The organism is Rhodococcus sp. OS5 (genome assembly GCF_056837585.1).
Map to the genome: position 1 here is coordinate 5403103 of NZ_CM166368.1, position 21033 is coordinate 5424135.

Consider the following 21033-nt stretch of genomic DNA (forward strand, 5'->3'; position numbering starts at 1 on the left):
ACGATCAGTGGAGAAGAAAGAAGCGGGACCATCTCGACTCGATGGCCCCGCCTCCAACTTTAACGTCCTCCCGGATTCAGTTCAGCTCACCCAAGAACCTTCCGAGGTTCTCGGCGATTTCCTTCGACCTGGTGTGGTGCAGGTAGTGGTCTCCGTCCAGCAAGATCACCTCTCCGTGATCGACGGAGGCTGCCTGCCCCTCGTGCAGCTCTGTCCAGCCCTGAACTTCTGAATTGTTCACGGCGAACAACAGAATCGGAAGATCGGCTGGGAACGTCTTGCCGATTGCTTCAGCGAAGTTACTGGAAAGATGATCCATCTCGTTGAGATAGGTATCGCTGAAGTTGTTCTTCGCAGTCAACTGTCGCATCTCGTCCTTTGCGGCGGGATCGAGGTACTCGTCCGAGGCTTCACCACCGACGACCTTGGACAGCAATTCCGCCAAGCCCAATTGCCTTCCAACTCGGAGTGCGTCGATCGGGAATTTGGTATCCATGTTCGGCTGCCCTGGAACACTGCTGTCGATACCCACGAATGCGGTGACCTCGTCACGGTACTTCGCGGTGTAGTCCAGCGCATAGAGACCAGTGATCGAGTGCCCCATGAGGATGTATTCGTCAATTCCCAGCGACTGTACTGCCGTATGAATCTCTTCGACGATGTTCGCAGTCGTGCGGTCCTTGTCCGTTCCGTCACTGTAGCCGTAACCGAAGGGCTCGATCGTGACGACGCGGTAGTCGGGTGCGAGCTCGTTGACAAGCGGTGTGAAGTCGAGAATCGGTGCGGACGTTCCGAACCCGGGTAACAGCACTATGGTCTGATCGCCGTTGCCGCGGATCGAGTAGCTCATGTTCTTTCCGTCGACGGACACGAACTGGTTGCCCGTCTCCCCGGCCGGAACGCTCGCTTTGCTGGAGCCGACATTGAATACGAGCGCTATCGATACCAGCACAACCAGAACTACGGACACCGAAGCAACCAGCTTCAGTGCAACGGTACGAATCTTCTTCATTCTCATCCTCATCTTCTCGGGCGTCGATACGGCTAGGAAAGGCTCGACATCGAGGCCGCACTGGTCTCGTCGAGCACACGCAACACGTTGTTGCCCATCAGCTTTGCCAAGTCCTCCGCGGACCAACCGCGTTCCGCCAGACGGTCTATCAACACCGCGAAACCGGATACGTCCTGCATACCGTCCGGAAAGTCGTCGAACCCATCGTAGTCACTGCCCAAACCGATGTGGTCGATGCCCGCGACGTCTCGGGCATGCTCGACGTGGTCGGCGAGATGGTCCACTGTCATCGCCGGTCGTGGGCCGACTCGCCCGCCTTTGAACCACTCGTTGTACTCGGCAGAAAGGAACATGGGTACAAAGGCGATCATGATGACCCCGCCGTTGTCCGCGAGCAGTCGCATGACGTCGTCGGGAACATTACGGGGGTGACCGCATAGCTGAGAGCACGACGAATGGCTGAAAATCACCGGCGCCGACGACGTCTCGATGGCATCTCTCATCGTTTCCACCGAGACGTGCGACAGGTCGACGAGTACGCCGAGCCGATTCATTTCGCGCACGATCTCGCGACCGAAGTCGGTCAGCCCGCCGTGTACTCGAGTGTCCGTCGCGGAGTCCGCCCACCCGGTGTTGTCGTTGTGCGTCAGCGTCATGTACCGAAGACCAAGGCGCGCCATCATTCTCAGGACACCGAGCGAGCTGCCGATGCTGTGACCGCCCTCCGCGCCCAACAAGGACGCGACCTTGCCCTCGCTCCAGATGCGACGCACGTCGTCACCTGTACGCGCGAATTCGAAAGTATCCGGATATCGCTCGATCATCCGGTACACGTAGTCGATCTGTTCGAGTGTGTACTGAACCGCCTCTGGCTCCGTCCTGTCACACGGGGTGTAAACCGACCAGAACTGCGCACCGACGCCGCCGCGACCGAGTTTGTCGATGTCGGTTTGGAAGATGGAATCCTTCTCGAGATTCTCCACCGAGTATGCGGCAGTTTCGCGAGCCGTCCAGGCCAGATCGTTGTGACCGTCGATGACCGGCGCAAGGCCGTAAGCATCCAGTGCCGCGGGGTGATTCACGTCCGGAAAAGGAGCGAGAGGTTTCATCATGAGTTTTCCTCGAAAAGTAGTGCGGGCAGGTCGAGGGCCCTCATCGCCTTCGACCTGCCCGAGATTTCATTCAGCGGAGAGAATCATCTCGCCGCGACTAGTCGGAAATCTTCTTGAAAAGCCTTGTCATGTAGAGATATTGCTCGCCATCGATCGTGAGATGAGCCATCTCACCCGAAGCGCTCTCGTTACTGATCAAGAACCTGGAGGCGGACAGAGGTACGACCTTGGTGGGCGGAGCCGGCGGCTCGCCGTCGATCTCGACCTTGGCGAAGTTCTGCACCTGGAATCCGCCGTCCTCGCCGCGCGTGAGTTCGATTCGCACGGTTGTCGATTCATAGGTTCCGAGAATGTGCGACAGGTCGATGTCTTCCGCATTCGGCTCGGACTTCGGTTCCGGCAGAACGAGATCGAGCTCCTGGGCGATCTCCTTCTCGATGTCGTGGGCCAGGGCGCCGCCGCCACGCGAGTTGGTCACCACGGCCATGGCGAGACCGAGCTCGGGGAAGGTGTGAAAACGAGTGATCTGGCCGATCGTCGCACCACCGTGCTGCGCGGACGTCACGCCGCCCCAGTCGGACAGGATCCAGCCGAGGCCCCAGGCCTGATCGACGCTCGAGACCGCGGTCAGGTCGAATTGCGGAGTGCGCATCAGGCGCGCGGATTCTTCGGACAGAATGCGTTCACCCGTCAATGCGAGTCCGTCACGCATGTGTGCAGCACCGAAGGTCAGGAGCGAGCTGACCGATCCGGTGATGATCCCGGCCGGACCGATACCGCGCGGAAGCAGCCACTGCTTGGTCGGAATCACCTTGTCCGGCGACGTCCGATCCGGGTTGGCCACGTGGCCGACGGCCGTGCGGAACAGCGGCGCGTCCTTGGCCTTGGTGATGATGTGCGTCAATCCGAGTGGCTTCCAGAGATATTCGACCAACGCCTCGTCCCACGTCATCTCACGAAGGACCTCGACGATGCGGCCGGCAACGGCAAAACCCGCGTTGCTGTAACTCAGATGCCCGCCGGGCTCGGTGACGCTGATCGCGGTCGCGAGTTCGTCGACGTACTTCTCGACGCAGTCGTCACCGTCACCGGTGTCGTTGAACAGGTCTCCGTCGATACCGCTTGTGTGCGTGAGCAACTGGCGGATCGTGATTTCCTTCGTGTTGGAAGGATCCGCGATCGTGAACTCCGGAAGCACCTCCACCACCAGGGTGTCCAGCGTCAGCTTGCCCTCGTCGACGAGCTGCATGATCAGCGTCGTCGTCCAGATCTTGCTCGCGGATCCGTACTGGAACAGGGTGTCTGCGTCGACGTCAACGCGCGTGTTCAGGCTCGTCACTCCGGTGGTGATGACACGGATGTCCGCTGCGCCGTCTTCGCCCAGCGCGATCACACCGACCTGCGCGCCCGGTACCGAATGCTTGGCTGCCAGTTCGTCGAGGCGTTCCTGCCACTTCGGGGCGACAAGTAGGTCCTTGGGCAAGTCGGTCACAGGTCGAACTCCTTCGATCATGGAAGCGAGCGGCGTAGACGGCGTTGCTGGGATCCGCTCAGGTCTCACTCGTCGGGAAGTGAGGTTGCGGAAGCAATAACCGTCCACCCATGATCTCAGTGTGCTCGCAGTCACGTCCTGGTCGATTGCACCGAAGTCGGCCCCGAAAATGGTGCAATCCGACGAGCGAGTGTTCAGGATTCGCCATTCGAAACGATCAACGCTCGAAGGTTCCTTCCAAGCGATTGCGTGAACCCGGATGGATCAAGCGCGCCGCGCTGACCAATCCGTTAGCCGACCACGTGCGGCGGCGAATCAGCAGGCACGGTTCCCCGCGATCGATGCGTAACAGCTCGCATTCGTCCGGGCTACCCAACACCGCTTCCACGACATGCTCGCCGCGAACCAGAGGCGCAACGTCACTCAAGTAGTTGTTGGGGGTGATCGCGGTGAAGTCCTGGCGCAGATAGTCTGGCGCCTCGTTCGGATTCACGAATCGGTCTTCCACCTGAATCGGAGTTTCGTCCTCGAAGTGCACCATCAGCGAATGGAACACCCGTTTGCCCACCGATTCACGAAGGAACGTCTGCCCGTGGTCGGTTTCTTCCTCACGAACGAAGACGACCTCGGTTCGATGACGGTGGCCGCGGCGCTGAATCTCGTCGGCGATGTTCTTGACTTCGAACAGCGGGGACGCGGTCTTCGTGGCGGCGACAAAAGTACCGACCCCCATCATCCGCACGATCAGACCGTCGCTGGTGAGTTCGCGAAGCGCTCGATTGATCGTCATTCGTGACAACCCCAGCGCACTGACCAGTTGATTCTCCGAAGGCAGCTGATCGCCTTCGGTCCACCGACCCGAGTTGATCTGCGAGACCACGAGGTTCTTGACCCGTTCGTAGGCAGGGGCCGACTCGCCGCCTGCCTCGTTGAACAGCACGGCGAGTTCTGCGTCCACTTCGGCAATCGCCATCGCCACCACCCGTTCGTCGAAAACCACCGAGTCGGTTCTCCCGTTCGGCCTCCGAAGTCTATCCGCCTCGTGCACCTTTCCGATCCATCCGCGAGCGTCCGCGCCGGACCTAACCCACCATGCGCCGCAATTGGCTCGTCGCAACCGAAAGCGCAGCAAGATCGTGTTGCCCGGACGCCTCGATCTCTGCGAGCGCGAGAGTGGACCTCTCGATTCTCGACGCATTCCTTTCTTCCCACCTCGAGAGTTTTTCCGCCGTCGTGTCACCCGCTTCCGCGTCGGCCAAGACGTCGAGGGTCAGGGCCCGCACCGTCGAGTACAACTCGTCCCGCAACGACAACCTCGCCAACGCGTTCCATTTTCCGTCCTTGCTCAATGCCGACACTCGATTGAGCATCGGGACGAGCCCAACATGCTCACCGAGCCGGAAATAGAGTTCGCCGGTCTCCGAGATCGTCCGATCGGCAAGGTCCGCGATCTCCACCACGTCGAGCAGTCCGAACTGATCGAGCAATATCTCCACTCGCCTGACCAGGTTCTCCGGCGCGCCCTTGTCCGTGATGAGGACCGTTCGCGCAGCCAGGTTCCGCTGATCTGCGCCTACCAGCCAGTCATCGAGCTCTGCCGACGCCTCCGCGATGCGATCACCGAATCTGCTGATCTCGGCCCCGACGGCCAGCGGTTGCGGACGACGTGTCAGCATCCACCGTGACGCCCGGTCGAGCAGTCGCCTGGTGAGCAGGATCAACTCGTCGGACACTGCGGTCGAGAGCGAGGCTTCGCTGATGTCGTGCCACAACTTCCACAGTCCGAACACCTCGGAGACCACAGTGAAGGCACGTACTGCGTCTTCCGGATCAGCGCCGACTTCTTCACCGAGCCGATACGCATAGGTGATGCCGCCTCGATCGATGACGTTGTTCGTCAGCACTGTCGCGACGATCTCGCGACGAAGTGGGTGCCGGTCGAGGGCGTCACCCCCTGCAACTCGAACGCCCTCCGGAAAATAGTTCGCCAGCACCTGGCGGTAGATCTGGTTGTCGATCGAGCTTCCCGCCAACAGCGTGGATTTCAGATCGAGCTTGACGTGGGCCATCAGTGTGGCGAGTTCCGGCGACGTCAGCCCCGTTCCCGACTTCTCGGCCGCGGCGAACTGCTTCTTGGTCGGAAACCCTTCGATGACACGGTCGACGATCCCGCGCGATTCGAGGTTGGAAATCACTCTGCCGTGCACACCGATCATCGCCCCCGCATCCGCCCGCGTGGTACCCATCAGTTCGTTCTGCGAACGGTTGTCTGCGAGAACGAGTTCTGCGACCTGGTCGGTCAGCGATTCGAGTAGTGCGTCACGACGTGAGTCCGTGACGACGCCTGAGCTGATCAGGGAGTCGAGAAGGATTTTGATGTTCACCTCGTGGTCGGAACAATCGACTCCGGCCGAATTGTCGAGGGCGTCTGTGTTGATCCGTCCACCGCCGCGTGCGTATTCGATCCGTCCGGCCTGGGTGAGGCCGAGATTGCCTCCTTCACCGATCACTCGGGCACGCACTTCGTTGCCGTTCACCCGAACGGCGTCGTTGCTCTTGTCGCCGACTTCGAGGTCGGACTCACCGGAGGCCTTGACGTACGTTCCGATGCCGCCGTTCCACAACAGATCTGCCGGGGACCGCAAAATCGCCCGAACCAGTTGCGGTGGAGTCAGGTCGGTGACGTCGTCCTCGAGGCCCAGTGCCTCTCGTATCTCGTCACTGATCGGAACGCGCTTCGCCGAGCGTTCCCACACTCCGCCGCCGGCACTGATCAAGGTCGGGTCGTAGTCGGCCCACGAGGATCGGGGGAGCGCAAAGAGACGTGATCGCTCGTCGTACGAGCGCTCAGGCGACGGGTCCGGATCGACGAACACGTGCCGATGATCGAACGCCGCGATCAGGCGAATGTGCTTGCTGCACAACATACCGTTGCCGAAGACGTCGCCACTCATGTCTCCGATCCCCACCGCGGTGAAGTCATCGTGCTGGGTATCGACGCCGAGCTCACGGAAGTGCCGCTTGACACTTTCCCAGGCGCCCTTCGCCGTGATACCCATGGCTTTGTGGTCGTAGCCGACCGACCCGCCGGACGCGAAGGCGTCGCCGAGCCAGAATCCGTACTCCGCGGCAACCTCGTTCGCGATGTCGGAGAACTTCGCAGTTCCCTTGTCCGCGGCGACAACAAGATACGTGTCGTCTCCGTCGTGGCGAACGACCCGCCGCGCCGCGACAACGGCCCCGCTCTGCTTGTCGACGTTGTCGGTCAGATCGAGTAGTCCGCGAATGAAGGATCGGTAGCAATCGATCCCGGCCGCCAACGCGGCTTCTCGGTCTGCGTCTGCGCCCAGCCCTGGAACCGGTGGGCGTTTGACGACAAATCCGCCCTTCGCTCCGACAGGCACGATGACTGCGTTCTTGACTGCCTGCGCCTTCACCAATCCCAGTACCTCGGTGCGAAAGTCCTCTTTCCGATCCGACCAGCGCAAGCCGCCGCGAGCCACCGTACCGAAACGAAGGTGCACACCTGCTACATCGGGTGAGTACACGAATATCTCGAACTTCGGTCGAGGGAAAGGCAATACGGACAGCTTCTCCGAATCGAACTTCAACGAGAGCGCGCCGAGCGATTGAGTGGGATACACGAAATAGTTGGTACGCAACGTGTTACGGACCAGTTCGGACAATGCGCGCAGGATCCGATCGGCGTCGAGTCCTTGCACCTGCGCCACGGCCGTTTCCACGTCCGCTGCTGCACGTGCACCTCGATCTCCGTCGACGACGCCAGGATCGAAACGGCTCTCGAACAATTCGCACAATCTGCCGGCGATCTCGGGATGATCGGCAAGTACCTCGGCGACGCGACCGGTGCTGTAAGGAAATCCCGCTTGCTGCAAGAACTCCGCGTATGCCCGCAGCACCACTACCTGTTTCCAGCCGAGTCCCGCGATCGCGACCAATTCGTTGAACGAGTCCGGCTCGGCGTCACCGTTTCGAACCGCGGCAAACGTCGCCGCGAATCGCGCGGCAAAGTTGTCGAAGCCTTCGACCGGAGCACTCGGATAGTCGAGCGTGAACTCGTAGATCCTGGACTGTTCGGTTCCCACCGGTGCGATCTCGTACGGACGTTCGTCGACCACTTCGACGCCCAGGCTCTGCAATACGGGCAGCACCTCGCCCAGCGAGAGCGGATCACCCGAGACGTACAGCCCGAGACGGTGAGTACCCGGTCCGTCGACAGATCGGGCCAACCGTGGACTTACTTCTCCGGGCGCGAGGCCCTCGAACACCGCCATGTCCTCGGCGGCTCGGACAGCGTCGAAATCCTGCTTGTATGCCGCCGGAACTCGCTCGGCGAACCGAGCACGCCTGCGCCGCTCGTCGTAGTGCGAAGCATCCAGAACGAATCGTTCGTCCCACGTCAGGCACGCGTCGACGACGAGGTCCCGAATCTCCCGTGCTTGTCGCGCCGACGCGAAGTTCGCGCCGCCGCCGACTGTGGCCGTGAAATGTACGACGGCCAAGGGGGATTCCGAGACTCGACTGGAGAACTCGATATTGTGGGCACCGAGTGCGTCGGCGAGTACCGACTCGGCCGTTGTTCTGATCGTCGTACTGAATTTCTCGCGCGGAACGAAGAGCAAAGCCGACAACTCTTGATCTCGCCCTGTCGCCGGGGAACTTCCCACCGGTTGCAAGAACAGATGGATCGATGTGCGGCCGTCCACGGAAGTGAGTTCGTCCAGCGCGTCCGCGATTCGGGCCGGCTCGGCCGCCAGGAGCACTGTGACCGGAATCGACTGAATCACTGCCAGCATCGATTGTCCGACAAACGAATCGACGGTGGATCCTGAGGCCTCGAAGATGTCTGCGACGCGTCCTCGCACGAGCGGGGTTAGCCTGACGTCGGCGACGATACCGGTCGCGGTGAAGAACCCGACGAATCGGTACGCACGGTCGCCGACGGACACGTCGATCTCGGTGGCGTATTCGGATCCACCGAACCCTTGCCGGAGGTACACCACTGCAATCGCGAGGGGCGCCGCTTTCGAATCCGAAGAGCCGGTTGGATCGGGGAGCACGCCGATGGCGTACGGCTCGTCACTGTCGACAGTTCGCGCACCACCGATGACACTGAAGTTTCCGGCGCTGCACCACCGGAGAAAGTCAGCTTCTTCGGCGTAGCCGTTCGAGTCCAGTTGCTCGCGCGCCTCGTCGACGAGGTCCCGCAGGGGCACGGAATCGCGGAAGGCACGCGCGATACGGTCGAGGATTCCGGCGACGTCGTCCGCGATCACCTGCGCCTGCGCGTCCGAACAGTGTGCGGGTAGTCCTATGTGGATCCATGATTCGGTGCGCTCCCCGGCCCGGGCGTCTTCGGTGCTGTGCGCCGGTTGTACGGCTGTGCGAAGCACGGGGTGCACCACGAATTCAGGTTCCACGCGGGCACGGGCAAGTGTCGCCAAGACCGCTTCGACGAGCTGCGGCATGTCGTCGCCGACGTATTGAATCGCGGGGCCATCCCCTAACTCCCCGGCCGGCGCGAGTCGCGAGATCGACGAGTTGTGTCCTCGTCGACGCGAAAGGTCCATGTGCGCGGCGACAATCGCCAGCTTGCGGTCTTCGGCGAGCGCAGCGTATCGATCCGCCGACAAGCCCTCGAAATACGTACTGGACACCCTCCTCACATTCTCGGAGTCCGGTGTCGTGTCGACTGAAACGAGGCTCATGTCAGCACCTTCCGTCGAAAGCCACGCTGCTTCCGACTTGTAGTGGGTTCGATCCGCAATCAACTTGTCTATACAGGCTTAGACAAGTTGATCATTGCAGAACGTGAGCCGCGACACAACAAATTCACCCCTGGACAAATTCGCCACCCTCGGCCATAGTCAGTCCATGCCAACTAGTGGCAATTAGATTTCATTAGATGAAATTCGTAACTATTCCGCCTCGAAGGAGCCCCCGTGACTACCCAGACCGCGCCCGACACCGACAGCGTCGATCTCGCAGAGTTCCGCAGCACTGTCCGAGCCTTCGCCAACGCCGAGATCCACCCAGGAGCAGCCGCACGCGACGAGTCCAAGGAGTTCCCGGCGCAGCTGGTCAAGCGCCTCGGGCAGCAGGACCTCATGGGCATTTCCGTGCCCGAGGAATTCGGCGGCCTGGGTCTGTCGACACGAACCCAACTGGTCGCCATCGAAGAAGTTGCACGCACCGACGCCGCGCTGGCATCGATCTACACCGCCCACTACCTGGGCCTCGAGCCGATTCTCGTCGGCGGCTCCGAAGAGCAGAAGCATCGCTGGTTGCCCCAGCTCGCGTCGGGCGAACTACTGGCCGGCTTTGCACTCACAGAACCCGATGCCGGCTCCGACATCGCCTCGATGCGTACCGTCGCCCGACGCGAGGACGACGGCTGGCATCTCTCCGGATCGAAGACGTACATCTCCAACGCCAAGGAAGCCGACCTGGTCGTGCTCTTCGCCAAGACGGACCCGAGCGCAGGATTCCGAGGCATCACCGCCTTCGTAGTCCCCAAGGGAACTCCGGGAATCAGCTACTCGGAGCCGCAGGACAAGATGGGAATTCGTTCGGCCCCGACGTACACCGTCTACCTCGACGACGTCGTTCTGCCGCTCGACTCCGTGATCGGCACCGAAGGTCGCGGCGGCAACATTGCCTTGACCGCCCTGAACCGAGCACGCATCGACGTAGCGGCAATGGCAAACGGCATCGCTCTGCGCGCTTGGGAACTGGGACGCGAGTACGCAACGGAGCGAAAGCAGTTCGGCACGCCGATCTTCGACTTCCAGGCAATCCAGCTACTCCTCGGTGGCTGCGACGCGCAACTTGTCGCATCACGCGTCACCGCAGACTGGGCCGCCGACGTCAAGGACGCCGGTCAGGACATCCGCCGCGCCGCATCGATTTCGAAGTACGTCGCCACCGAAGCCTGCTTCTCGATCGTCGATCAAACCGTACAGATCCACGGTGGCGCAGGTTTCATGCGCGAATCGGAAATCGAACGCCTGTACCGCGATTGCCGCATTCTCCGCATCTTCGAGGGCACCTCGCAGATCCAGTTGCTCACCATTGCCGGCAATGCTCCGTCGCCGCGTTCCACCGAGTTCTGAAAGGCGCGGACATGACTGCACTTCCCCCACTCGACGGCATCCGGGTCATCGACCTCTCGCGCGTCCTTGCCGGACCCTACTGCACCGCACTGCTTTCCGACGCCGGTGCGGACGTCGTCAAGATCGAATCCGAACACGGTGAAGACTCTCGGCACCTCGGCCCGTTCCGCGACGGCGAGAGCATCTACTTCAACGTGCTCAATCGTGGCAAGCGTTCGGTGGCACTCAACCTCAAGAACGACGAGGACCGTGAGGCGCTGCTGACGCTCATCGAGACCGCCGACGTCGTCGTCGAAAACTTTCGCCCCGGCGTCACCAAGCGCCTGGGAATCGACTACGAGGCTGCGCGGGCTCGCAATCCGCGGATCGTGTACGCGTCCATCTCCGGTTTCGGACAGGACGGGCCCATGTCCGGAGCCGCCGCCTACGACCTTGTAGTCCAGGCTCTTTCGGGAATCATGAGCATCACCGGTTCGGAGGAATCCGGGCCGACACGGTTGGGTGAGTCGTTCGGAGACCTGGTCGCCGGGCTGTTCGCCGCCTGGGGAATCAGTACCGCCCTGCTGAGTGCACGGGCGAGCGGACTCGGGCAGCACCTTGACGTCGCGATGTTCGACAGCATGCTCGCCATGCTGCCGACAGCACACAGCCAACTGCAATCCACCGGGCTCACTCCCCCACGCGTCGGCAACCGTCATCCGGTGTCAACACCGTTCGACACCTACAAGGCCGACGACGGACTCTTCGTCCTCGCGGTTGCGAGCCAGTCGGGTTTCGAGAAGCTGGCGCAGACGATGAATCGCGTCGACCTGATCGCAGATCCCCGATTTGCCGACGACACCGCCCGGACCGAGAACGAACCGGCACTGCGCAAGGAGATCGAAAACTGGGCTGCCGGAAAGACCGTCGCCGACGTGGTCGGTATTCTCGGCGACGCGGGCCTCGCCGGCTCGGAAATCTGGGACGTCCAGCAGGCACTCACCTCCGCGCAGGCCGAGTATCGCGGAGTCGTCGAATCGTTCGAGCACCCGGTAGCAGGAAAAATCTCCTACGTACGACAACCCGTCGTGTTCGGTGATAGCCGACGCCCCGATGTCCGCCGCAGTCCCCTGCTGGACGAGCACCACGGTGAGGTACTGCCGGGCTCGCGATAGATTCAGCGCAGACATCCCTCGGCACTTGGAGTAGGACATGGCCCCCGGCGACGTGACCCGCAGCGCGAATCGCACGTTCGAACTTCTCGGTGCGATCGTCGAGCACGGCGGGTTGACGCTCGGCGACGCCGCCAAGGCAACCGATCTGGCAACCAGTACCGCGCTTCGCCTGATCAGAAGCCTCGAACAAACCGAGTTCGTCGTCCGCGGCGAGGACAACGTCTATCGCGTCGGCCCGCGGCTACTACAGATCGGGGCTCGCGCTCTCGGTGACAATCAACTGTTGCCGAGAGCGCGGCCCGCGATGAAGGCCATCGCCGAAACCACCAGAGAGTCGACCTACCTGTCGACGAAGGGACCGAAAGACACTGCGCTGTATCTCGATCAGATCGAGGGCACGCACGCGATCCGCCACATGGGGTGGGTGGGCCAGAGCGTTCCCCTGGACGGCACCGCCGTCGGCGCAGCGTTGAGCGGCAAGGTAGGCGAGAGCGGGTACGCCATTGCGCACGACACCATCGAGGATCACTCGACCGGAGTTGCCGCGCCGATCTACAACGCGGTCGGTCAGATAGCCGGAGCGCTCAGCGTCGTGGGCCCGACCTTCCGTCTGACGGACGAGGTCTGCGCCAGCCACGGCCGCGTCTTGGTGGAGCACTGCGCCCGGTTGTCCGCGGAACTCGGCAACCAGACTCCCTGACCACCCCGAGCACTTGGCGATTCAGTCTCGTATCCGAGCACTTGGCGATTCAGTCTCGTATCCGAGACAATGTGGTTCCCCGCTCCCACCTCAGCCCTACCCGTAAGGACACACCCCATATGACGACGAGCCGCGTGAAATCTGCTGAGCGCGTGCTCGACGTGCTCGATCTCCTGGCCCGCCGGGGTGTGCCGCTGGCGACGGCAGAAATCTCCAGCGCCCTCGAGCTGCCGAAGAGTACGACGCATCACCTCCTCAATGTCATGCGGGATCGACGGTTCGTCTCGTACTGGGCTGATCAACGCGCCTGGACCCTGGGTGTCTCGGCGTTCGAAGTCGGTGCGTCGTACATGCGGTCCGGCCCACTTCACCGTGAGGGCCAACGATTCATGCTGGCACTCACTCAGTCGACCGACGAGACCTCCCATCTGGCGGTACTTCAGGGTTCTGACGTCATCTACCTCGACAAACGTGAACCTCTGAAGCCCGGCGTTCGGTTGGTGACCGAGATCGGGACCCGCCTTCCGGCGCATCTCACCGCAGTCGGGCGGGCGATTCTGAGCCGTCTGGATGCGGAACAGATCAGCGCGCTCTACGAGGGGTACACCTGGCCGACGCGGACCGGAACGGGTCCGTCGACGCTCGCCGAACTGCGAGAACTGCTCGCCGCAGCACGTGAGAGCGGATATGCGGTCGAAGAGAATGCGACGACATCCGGGATCAACTGCATCGCCAGCCCCGTGATCACACGGGACGGTCGTCCGGTCGCAGCTCTCGGCGTCACCTTCCTCTCCGGCTCCAAATCGGCCGAGGAGAGTGCCCTGATCGCCGACCGAGTGCGCGCCGTCAGCGCCGAGTTCTCCGCCGATCTCGGAGATCGAATGGTGGAGACCCCGACCGCAGACATGTAGCCAACTTCTCCGTTCCGTACTTTGCGGGCCTTGTTTTCGTCTCATATTCAAGACTAGAGTCTCGTATACAAGACTTTGTTAGATAGCCACGAATCATCATTGGAGTCCCATGAACGCCACCCCTGCCACCCAGACAGCCACCCGAACCATCGAGGTCGGAATCGGCGCTGTCACCATCGCCGACGTCGTCGACGTCGCGCGCAACGGATACGGCGTTGCATTGACCGCGGAATCACTGGCCGCGATCGCCGAAAGTCGTGCACGCATCGAAGCGCTGGCCGCAGACCCCACACCGGTCTACGGAGTTTCCACCGGATTCGGCGCACTTGCCACCCGGCACATTCCAGCGCATCTGCGGACACAGTTGCAGCGCAGCCTGATCCGCTCACATGCGGCAGGTTCGGGACCGGAAGTCGAACGCGAAGTGATCCGGGCCTTGATGCTTCTGCGTCTGTCGACGCTCGCCACCGGGCGAACCGGAGTGCGCCCCGTGGTCGCACAGGCGTACGCCGACCTACTCACCGCAGGCATCACCCCGGTGGTGCACGAATACGGCAGCCTCGGATGCTCGGGAGATCTGGCACCACTGGCGCATGTGGCGATGGCAATCATCGGTGAAGGTTCCGTCCGCACCGCCGACGGTGAACTCACCGATGCGGCAACGGCATTGGCTGCCCATGGTCTCGAACCGGTGGTTCTGGCCGAGAAGGAAGGCCTCGCACTGATCAACGGTACCGACGGGATGCTCGGTCAACTGGCCCTTGCGATCACCGATCTCGATCATCTGCTCAAGTTGGCCGACATCGCTGCCGCTATGAGCGTCGAGGGCTTGCTCGGCACCGATCAAGTGTTCGCCGCCGATCTTCAGGCGCTTCGCCCCCACCCCGGACAGGGCGCGGCCGCCTCGAACATGGTGCGCTTGCTTGCCGACTCCCCGATCGTCGCCAGCCATGCGGGCCCTGACTGCACCAGGGTTCAAGACGCGTACTCACTGCGGTGCGCACCGCAGGTCGCCGGCGGCGCACGCGACACCGTCGATCACGCCCGACTGGTTGCCGGGCGCGAATTGGCCAGTGCTGTCGACAATCCCGTTGTCACCCTCGACGGACGGGTTCGATCCAACGGTAACTTCCACGGAGCTCCCGTCGCTTACGTCTTGGACTTCCTCGCCATCGTGACCGCGGATGTCGCGGGTATCAGCGAACGCCGCACCGATCGCTTCCTCGACGTAGCACGCAATCACGGTCTGACCCCCTTCCTCGCCGACGACCCCGGTGTCGACAGCGGACTGATGATCGCGCAGTACACACAAGCTGCCATCGTGTCCGAACTCAAGCGACTCGCGAGCCCGGCCAGTGTCGATTCGATTCCCTCCTCGGCCATGCAGGAAGATCACGTCTCCATGGGATGGTCGGGTGCACGCAAGCTCCGCCGGTCCATCGACGGTCTCACCCGAGTTCTCGCGATCGAGATACTGACTGCAGCACGAGGAATCGATTTGCGCTCCCCACTCGAGCCCTCCCCCGCCACCGGAGCCGTCCTTCGGACCCTGCGCGAGAAGGTGCAGGGGCCGGGTACCGATCGCTTCCTGTCCCCCGAGATCGAGGCCGCGGTGGACTTGGCGGCATCGGGTGCACTTGTTGCGGCCGCGGAGAACGCGATCGGCGCCCTGGCATGACCGCGCCCGGTGCGCTGAGGCCTCGCCCCCGACCCGAAATCGAAGCACTCCCTCGATACTCCAAAGCCGCCGGCCTCGAGCAGGTTCGGTGGCGGGCGTCGAGCAACGAGTCGACGGTTGCACCCTCGGCGGCCATTCTCGAGGCCGTCAATCTCGCGGCCTCACACTCGCACTTGTATCCGTCGCTGTTCGGCGACACGCTGATCGCTCGGTTGAGCGACCGTCTGGGCGTGGGCGACGACCAGGTATTGGTCGGCGCCGGGTCGTTGGCACTGCTCCAGCAGGTATTGACTGCGTACACGGGTCCGGGCACCGAGGTCGTCTACCCGTGGCGCAGCTACGAGGCGTACCCGATACTGATCGGAATCGCCGGGGCGAGCGGTGTACCCGTCGCACTCGATTCCGAACATCGGCACGATCTGAGTGCAATGGCGGCGGCGGTGACGCCGCAGACCCGCGCGGTACTCGTCTGCAACCCCAACAATCCGACCGGTAGCGAGTTCTCGACCGCCGAGTTCGTCTCGTTCGCCCGTGCAATCCCGGGTGACGTCCTCATCCTTCTGGACGAGGCTTACCGGGAGTTCGCGACCAGCGACGTCGACGGCGTCGACCTGCTTCGAGCCTTTCCCAACATCGTCGTCTTCCGAACCTTCTCCAAGGCTTACGGATTGGCCGGACTTCGTGCCGGCTATGCCGTCACCAACTCGGCGATCGCAGCGGATCTTCGCAGCGCTGCACCGCCCTTCGGGCTCAGCGCCGTTGCCGAGGCCGCAGCCTGCGCGGCCCTGACCGATCCGGCACACACCGATTCGATAGTCGAAACGGTGACCGCGGGTCGTTCTCACCTACGTGAGCAATTGGCTCTGCGCGGCGTCGAGACGGTCCCGAGCGGTGCCAACTTCGTGTGGATTCCTCTCGGCAAGAGAGCTTCTGCACTCGAAGCGGCCTGCGTCGCGCAGGGTGTCTCGGTCCGGATGTTCCCCGGCGAGGGAGTGCGGGTGACCGTAGGTGAGCGGGCAGCAGAAGACGCCGTGATCTCCGCTGTGGATGCACTCGCACACAACCTTTGACCGACTGGAGAAAAGAATGTCCGTCCACGAACTTGCTCGGTCGATCGGTTCGAGTCGCCTGATCACCGACCCTGCGGTAATGGACTCGTACCGCCGTGACGAGGCCCATCTCGCCGAACCCGGCCATCCGGCGGCCGTCATGCTCGCCGAAACTGCGGCCGACATTTCCGAGGCGCTGAAATGGGCTACTGCTCACCGTGTCCCGGTGGTAACCCGCGGTGCGGGAACCGGTTTGGCGGGCGGCGGGGCAGCCGTCGAGGGCTGCCTGGTCATCTCGACCACTCGCATGCGCTCGATTCTCGAGGTCAATCCGGACGATCAGCTCGCTGTCGTGGAAGCCGGGGTGATCAACGCCGACATCAGTCGAGCAGCAGACGAGTACGGGCTGATGTACGCCCCTGATCCGAGCAGTTTCGAGATCTCCACGATCGGCGGAAACATCGCCACCAACGCCGGTGGACTGCGTTGCGTGAAGTACGGCGTCACCCGCGATTCAGTCCTGGGTCTCGAGGTTGTGCTCGCCGACGGTCGGATCGTGCGGACAGGCCGAAGGACCGTCAAAGGTGTTGCGGGATACGACTTGACCAGTCTTCTCGTCGGTTCGGAGGGAACACTCGGAGTCGTCACGAGTGCCACGCTGAAGTTGCAGCCCAAGCCCAAGAGAGCACCGGTCACCGTCGTCGGCAGTTTCGATTCTCTCCGCTCCGCAGCGGACGCAGTTGCCGCGGTCGTTCGCGACGGGATCGGACCGAGCGTGCTGGAGCTGATCGATCGAGCAACGCTGCGCGCAGTCGACGACTGGAAACGAATCGGGTTGGAAGACAACACCGCCGCGATGCTGATCGCACAGGCCGACGGGGTCGATGCCGACGCAGCAGCCGCGGCGATGCAGAAACACTTCGAGAGGGCGGGCGCAGATTTTGTCGCCGTCTCGCAGGACGCGGCAGAAGCCGCACAGCTACTCGAGATTCGCCGACTCGCCTATCCGGCTTCCGAACGACTCGGGCAATGTCTCGTGGAAGACGTCGGGGTCCCGCGGTCGAAACTGCCCGACATGCTCGAGAGTATCGACCGAGCCGCCGCCGAGCACATGGTCAAGATCATGACCGTCGCGCATGCTGGTGACGGCAACGTCCATCCGACCTTCGTCTTCGACCGCACTGCCGACGGCTCGGTCCCCGAAGCCGTGTGGACCGCCGCGGACGAGGTCTTCCGGCGTGCTCTCGAACTCGGAGGAACTCTGACCGGAGAGCACGGCGTCGGCGTTCTGAAGCGTCGCTGGCTCTCTCTCGAGCTCGGCGAGGACAGCATGCAACTGCACCGATCGATCAAGGCTGCCTTCGACCCGCTCGGAATCCTCAACCCGGGTAAGGGTTTCTGATTTCTCGCGTGGTGTTACACAGCATTTACGCGAAAACGGGTCCCGGGTATTGACGCCTGTATATACAGGCATATACATTTATCCGCAGTGACAGTGACCCAGCGCACAAAGCACAAGGCGCAAAGCACCAAGCACGAAGAAGGTGGGCAATACCCCGACGTCGATTCCGTCGCTCGACGGGCTCGCAGCAGAAAGACAGGCCTATGACTCACGATGGACCGGCCGAGGTCATCCTCACTCCGGAACGACGCACTATCGACGTCGTCCCGGATGCAGAACGACACGGCACCCCGCGCAGCCAGTTCACTCTCTGGTTCGGCGCCAACATGCAGATCACTGCAATCGTCGACGGCGCTCTCGCCGTCGTATTCGGCGCGGACGCCATCTGGGCGATCGTCGGACTTCTGATCGGCAACATCTTCGGTGGCGCTGTCATGGCGCTTCACTCCGCACAGGGCCCGCGTATGGGTCTCCCCCAGATGATCTCGAGTCGCGCCCAGTTCGGCGTCAAGGGAGCAGTCGTACCGCTTGTTCTCGTCATCCTGATGTACCTCGGCTTCGCTGCCACCGGCACCGTGTTGGCCGGACAGGCCGTCAACAAGATCCTGCACATCGACAGCCCCACCGTCGGCATCGTCGTCTTCGGTCTCCTCACCGCATTCGTCGCGGTCACCGGCTACAAGCTGATCCACATCGTCGGCAGGATCGCCACCGTCGTGGGCATCGTCGGTTTCTCCTACCTGGCCGTTCGACTGTTCCTCGAGTACGACGTCGCCTCGTACGTCGGCATCAAGGGCTTCGACATAGTCACCTTCCTGCTCGCGATCTCGCTGGGTGCCGGTTGGCAGCTCACCTTCGGCCCGTACGTCGCCGACTACTCGCGTTACCTGCCGCGCAGCACTTCCGAGAGCACCACGTTCTGGTCGACGTTCCTCGGTAGTGTCATCGGGTCGCAGTGGTCCATGACCTTCGGCGCTCTCGTCGCGGCCTGCGCCGGCGACGCGTTCCTGGGTAACCAGGTCGGCTTCATGGGAGATCTGGCCGGACCCGCTGCCATCGCCTTCCTGATCTACTTCGTCATCCTGGTCGGCAAGCTGACGGTGAACGTGCTCAACGCCTACGGCGGATTCATGTCGATCCTGACCACCGTCACCGCCTTCAACGGACAGTCGCGAATCTCGAGCACCGCGCGCACCCTCTACATCCTCGGTTTCACTGCGGTCTCGGTCTTGATCGCCATCGCCGCCAGCGCCGACTTCCTGGACAACTTCAAGAACTTCGTCCTGGTGTTGCTGATGGTGTTCACGCCGTGGAGTGCGATCAATCTGATCGACTACTACCTGATCTCCAAGGAACGCATCGACATTCCGGCGCTGTACGACGTCAACGGTCGATACGGAGCATGGAACTTCACCGCATTGGCTTGCTACGCCGCCGGCGTTCTCGCCCAGATCCCGTTCCTCGCCCAGAAGATGTACACCGGCCCCGTCACGGACATGCTCGGCGGCGCCGACATCTCGTGGCTGGTCGGCATCGTGTTCACCGGGCTGATCTATTACCCACTCGCCAAGCGCACGAGCAATCCCCCTTCGTCGATGATCTACCCCGATCACACCGCGATGACCGACTCTCGCGTCTGATCCCCCAACGTCTTTCGAACTTCAGCAAGCTAGGAGAACACAATGGAAATCAGCACCCCCGGCCACGAGCCGCGCCCCGTCCGTGCTCCCCGCGGCCCCGAGCTCACGACGCTCGGTTGGCAGCAGGAGGGTGCCCTGCGCATGCTCATGAACAACCTCGACCCCGATGTTGCCGAGCACCCGGACAGCCTCGTCGTCTACGGCGGAACCGGTCGCGCAGCGCGTAGTTGGGCTGCCTTCGACGCCATGGTCGCCACGCTGAAGACGCTGAAGAACGACGAGACCATGCTGGTGCAGTCCGGCAAGCCGGTCGGTGTCTTCCGCACCAACGAGTGGGCACCGCGAGTGCTGATCGCCAACTCCAACCTGGTCGGTGACTGGGCGAACTGGGAAGAGTTCCGCCGTCTCGAAGACCTCGGCCTGACCATGTACGGCCAGATGACCGCAGGCTCCTGGATTTACATCGGCACCCAGGGAATCCTGCAGGGTACTTACGAGACCTTCGGCGCCATCGCGAAGAAGCGCTACAACGGCTCACTCGCCGGAACGATCACCCTCACTGCGGGTCTCGGCGGCATGGGCGGCGCTCAGCCTCTCGCCGTCACTATGAACGACGGCGTCGCGATCTGCGTCGACTGCGACATCACCCGCATCGACCGTCGTATCGCCCACAAGTACCTCGACACCAAGGCAGACAGCATCGAGCACGCGCTCGAACTGGCGACCGCGGCACGCGATGCCAAGAAGCCGCTCTCCATCGGCCTCGAAGGCAATGCGGCAGAGATCTTCCCGGCGCTGCTGGAGATGAAGGCCCCCATCGACATCGTGACCGACCAGACCTCGGCGCACGATCCCCTCGCCTACCTGCCGATCGGCATCGACTTCGGCGACATGAAGACCATGTCGGAGAAGGATCCGCAGAAGTTCACCGAAGATTCCCGCAACGCGATGGCCGCACACGTCAAGGCCATGGTCGGATTCATGGACGCCGGCGCCGAGGTATTCGACTACGGCAACTCCATCCGCGACGAGGCCCGCAAGGCCGGCTACGACCGTGCATTCGACTTCCCCGGATTCGTTCCCGCCTACATCCGTCCGCTCTTCGAAGAAGGCCTCGGCCCCTTCCGCTGGGCGGCGCTCTCGGGTGATCCCAAGGACATCGAGGCCACCGACAAGGCCATCCTCGAACTCTTCCCCGAGAACGAGCACCTGCGCCGCTGGATCACCATGGCCGGCGAAAAGGTTGCCTTCGAAGGCCTTCCGGCTCGCATCTGCTGGCTCGGATACGGTGAGCGCCACCTCGCCGGCCTCAAGTTCAACGAGATGGTGGCCTCGGGCGAGCTCTCCGCACCGATCGCCATCGGCCGCGATCACCTCGACTCCGGATCGGTCGCCTCGCCGTACCGCGAAACCGAATCGATGATCGACGGGTCCGACGCGATCGCCGACTGGCCGCTGCTCAACGCCCTGGTCAACACCGCGTCCGGCGCTTCGTGGGTTTCACTCCACCAAGGCGGCGGCGTCGGGATGGGGCGCTCCATCCACGCGGGACAGGTGTGCATCGCCGACGGCACCGAACTCGCAGCCAAGAAGCTCGAAGCAGTTCTCACCAACGATCCCGGGATGGGCGTCATCCGGCATGCGGATGCAGGATACGACCACGCCATCGACACGGCAGCCACCCGCGGCGTCCGCATCCCGATGACCGAGAACTGAAACAGCTCCACCACCTCACCCTGAGTTAGGAATT

14 protein-coding genes are annotated in these 21033 nt (G+C 62.6%); 9 read left to right on the forward strand and 5 right to left on the reverse strand.

Translation table 11 applies throughout. The features are described from left to right. Positions 1-76: 76 nt before the first annotated feature. The 5 genes from ACVZUB_RS25215 to ACVZUB_RS25235 form a co-directional block, all read right to left on the reverse strand. Positions 77-1012 carry an alpha/beta fold hydrolase gene (locus tag ACVZUB_RS25215; protein WP_007732711.1) on the reverse strand — a complete coding sequence of 312 codons (936 nt, stop codon included), beginning with the start codon at positions 1010-1012 and terminating at the stop codon, positions 77-79. A 32-nt stretch (positions 1013-1044) separates the two neighbouring features. Continuing rightward, positions 1045-2124: a dipeptidase gene (locus ACVZUB_RS25220; protein WP_007732718.1), complete on the reverse strand. Its 1080-nt coding sequence runs from the start codon at positions 2122-2124 to the stop codon at positions 1045-1047. Between the two features lie 97 nt (positions 2125-2221). Next, complete coding sequence (locus ACVZUB_RS25225; protein ID WP_003940270.1) at positions 2222-3616, reverse strand: serine hydrolase domain-containing protein; 1395 nt, start codon at positions 3614-3616, stop codon at positions 2222-2224. A gap of 217 nt (positions 3617-3833) precedes the next feature. Continuing rightward, a complete protein-coding gene (gene hutC / locus ACVZUB_RS25230; RefSeq protein ID WP_024487384.1) occupies positions 3834-4589 on the reverse strand; it encodes a histidine utilization repressor in 756 nt (251 codons plus the stop codon). A gap of 109 nt (positions 4590-4698) precedes the next feature. Beyond that, positions 4699-9345, reverse strand: a complete 4647-nt coding sequence (locus ACVZUB_RS25235) for an NAD-glutamate dehydrogenase (protein WP_482627863.1) — start codon at positions 9343-9345, stop codon at positions 4699-4701. A 234-nt stretch (positions 9346-9579) separates the two neighbouring features. On the opposite strand from ACVZUB_RS25235, the gene ACVZUB_RS25240 reads away from it, so the two are divergent. The 9 genes from ACVZUB_RS25240 (at position 9580) to hutU (ending at position 20999) form a co-directional block, all read left to right on the forward strand. After that, positions 9580-10749: an acyl-CoA dehydrogenase family protein gene (locus tag ACVZUB_RS25240; RefSeq protein WP_007732726.1), complete on the forward strand. Its 1170-nt coding sequence runs from the start codon at positions 9580-9582 to the stop codon at positions 10747-10749. Positions 10750-10760: 11 nt separating this feature from the next. Further along, complete coding sequence (locus ACVZUB_RS25245; protein ID WP_003940060.1) at positions 10761-11903, forward strand: CaiB/BaiF CoA transferase family protein; 1143 nt, start codon at positions 10761-10763, stop codon at positions 11901-11903. Positions 11904-11940: 37 nt separating this feature from the next. Next, on the forward strand, positions 11941-12603 hold the full coding sequence (locus tag ACVZUB_RS25250; protein ID WP_030536970.1) for an IclR family transcriptional regulator: 663 nt from the start codon (positions 11941-11943) through the stop codon (positions 12601-12603). A gap of 119 nt (positions 12604-12722) precedes the next feature. Beyond that, positions 12723-13514 (forward strand): IclR family transcriptional regulator, encoded by a 792-nt coding sequence (locus ACVZUB_RS25255; RefSeq protein ID WP_007732728.1) that lies wholly within the window; start codon positions 12723-12725, stop codon positions 13512-13514. A 109-nt stretch (positions 13515-13623) separates the two neighbouring features. Next, positions 13624-15192, forward strand: a complete 1569-nt coding sequence (gene hutH / locus ACVZUB_RS25260; protein WP_007732730.1) for a histidine ammonia-lyase — start codon at positions 13624-13626, stop codon at positions 15190-15192. Next, a complete protein-coding gene (locus ACVZUB_RS25265; protein WP_482627864.1) occupies positions 15189-16262 on the forward strand; it encodes a histidinol-phosphate transaminase in 1074 nt (357 codons plus the stop codon). Before hutH ends, ACVZUB_RS25265 begins: the two co-directional genes overlap by 4 nt. 16 nt (positions 16263-16278) lie before the next feature. Continuing rightward, positions 16279-17643 (forward strand): FAD-binding oxidoreductase, encoded by a 1365-nt coding sequence (locus tag ACVZUB_RS25270; protein ID WP_482627865.1) that lies wholly within the window; start codon positions 16279-16281, stop codon positions 17641-17643. 203 nt (positions 17644-17846) lie between these two features. Continuing rightward, on the forward strand, positions 17847-19283 hold the full coding sequence (locus tag ACVZUB_RS25275; protein ID WP_003940251.1) for a purine-cytosine permease family protein: 1437 nt from the start codon (positions 17847-17849) through the stop codon (positions 19281-19283). Positions 19284-19325: 42 nt separating this feature from the next. Continuing rightward, on the forward strand, positions 19326-20999 hold the full coding sequence (hutU, locus tag ACVZUB_RS25280; RefSeq protein WP_007732742.1) for a urocanate hydratase: 1674 nt from the start codon (positions 19326-19328) through the stop codon (positions 20997-20999). Positions 21000-21033: the final 34 nt, after the last annotated feature.

Bases quoted from the DNA above. Each gene is read 5' to 3' on its own strand.
- ACVZUB_RS25215 (WP_007732711.1), bottom strand. From the start codon at position 1,012: ATGAAGAAGATTCGTACCGTTGCACTGAAGCTGGTTGCTTCGGTGTCC.
- ACVZUB_RS25220 (WP_007732718.1), bottom strand. From the start codon at position 2,124: ATGATGAAACCTCTCGCTCCTTTTCCGGACGTGAATCACCCCGCGGCA.
- hutC (WP_024487384.1), bottom strand. From the start codon at position 4,589: ATGGCGATTGCCGAAGTGGACGCAGAACTCGCCGTGCTGTTCAACGAG.
- ACVZUB_RS25235 (WP_482627863.1), bottom strand. From the start codon at position 9,345: ATGAGCCTCGTTTCAGTCGACACGACACCGGACTCCGAGAATGTGAGG.
- ACVZUB_RS25245 (WP_003940060.1), top strand. From the start codon at position 10,761: ATGACTGCACTTCCCCCACTCGACGGCATCCGGGTCATCGACCTCTCG.
- ACVZUB_RS25250 (WP_030536970.1), top strand. From the start codon at position 11,941: ATGGCCCCCGGCGACGTGACCCGCAGCGCGAATCGCACGTTCGAACTT.
- ACVZUB_RS25255 (WP_007732728.1), top strand. From the start codon at position 12,723: ATGACGACGAGCCGCGTGAAATCTGCTGAGCGCGTGCTCGACGTGCTC.
- hutH (WP_007732730.1), top strand. From the start codon at position 13,624: ATGAACGCCACCCCTGCCACCCAGACAGCCACCCGAACCATCGAGGTC.
- ACVZUB_RS25265 (WP_482627864.1), top strand. From the start codon at position 15,189: ATGACCGCGCCCGGTGCGCTGAGGCCTCGCCCCCGACCCGAAATCGAA.
- ACVZUB_RS25270 (WP_482627865.1), top strand. From the start codon at position 16,279: ATGTCCGTCCACGAACTTGCTCGGTCGATCGGTTCGAGTCGCCTGATC.
- ACVZUB_RS25275 (WP_003940251.1), top strand. From the start codon at position 17,847: ATGACTCACGATGGACCGGCCGAGGTCATCCTCACTCCGGAACGACGC.
- hutU (WP_007732742.1), top strand. From the start codon at position 19,326: ATGGAAATCAGCACCCCCGGCCACGAGCCGCGCCCCGTCCGTGCTCCC.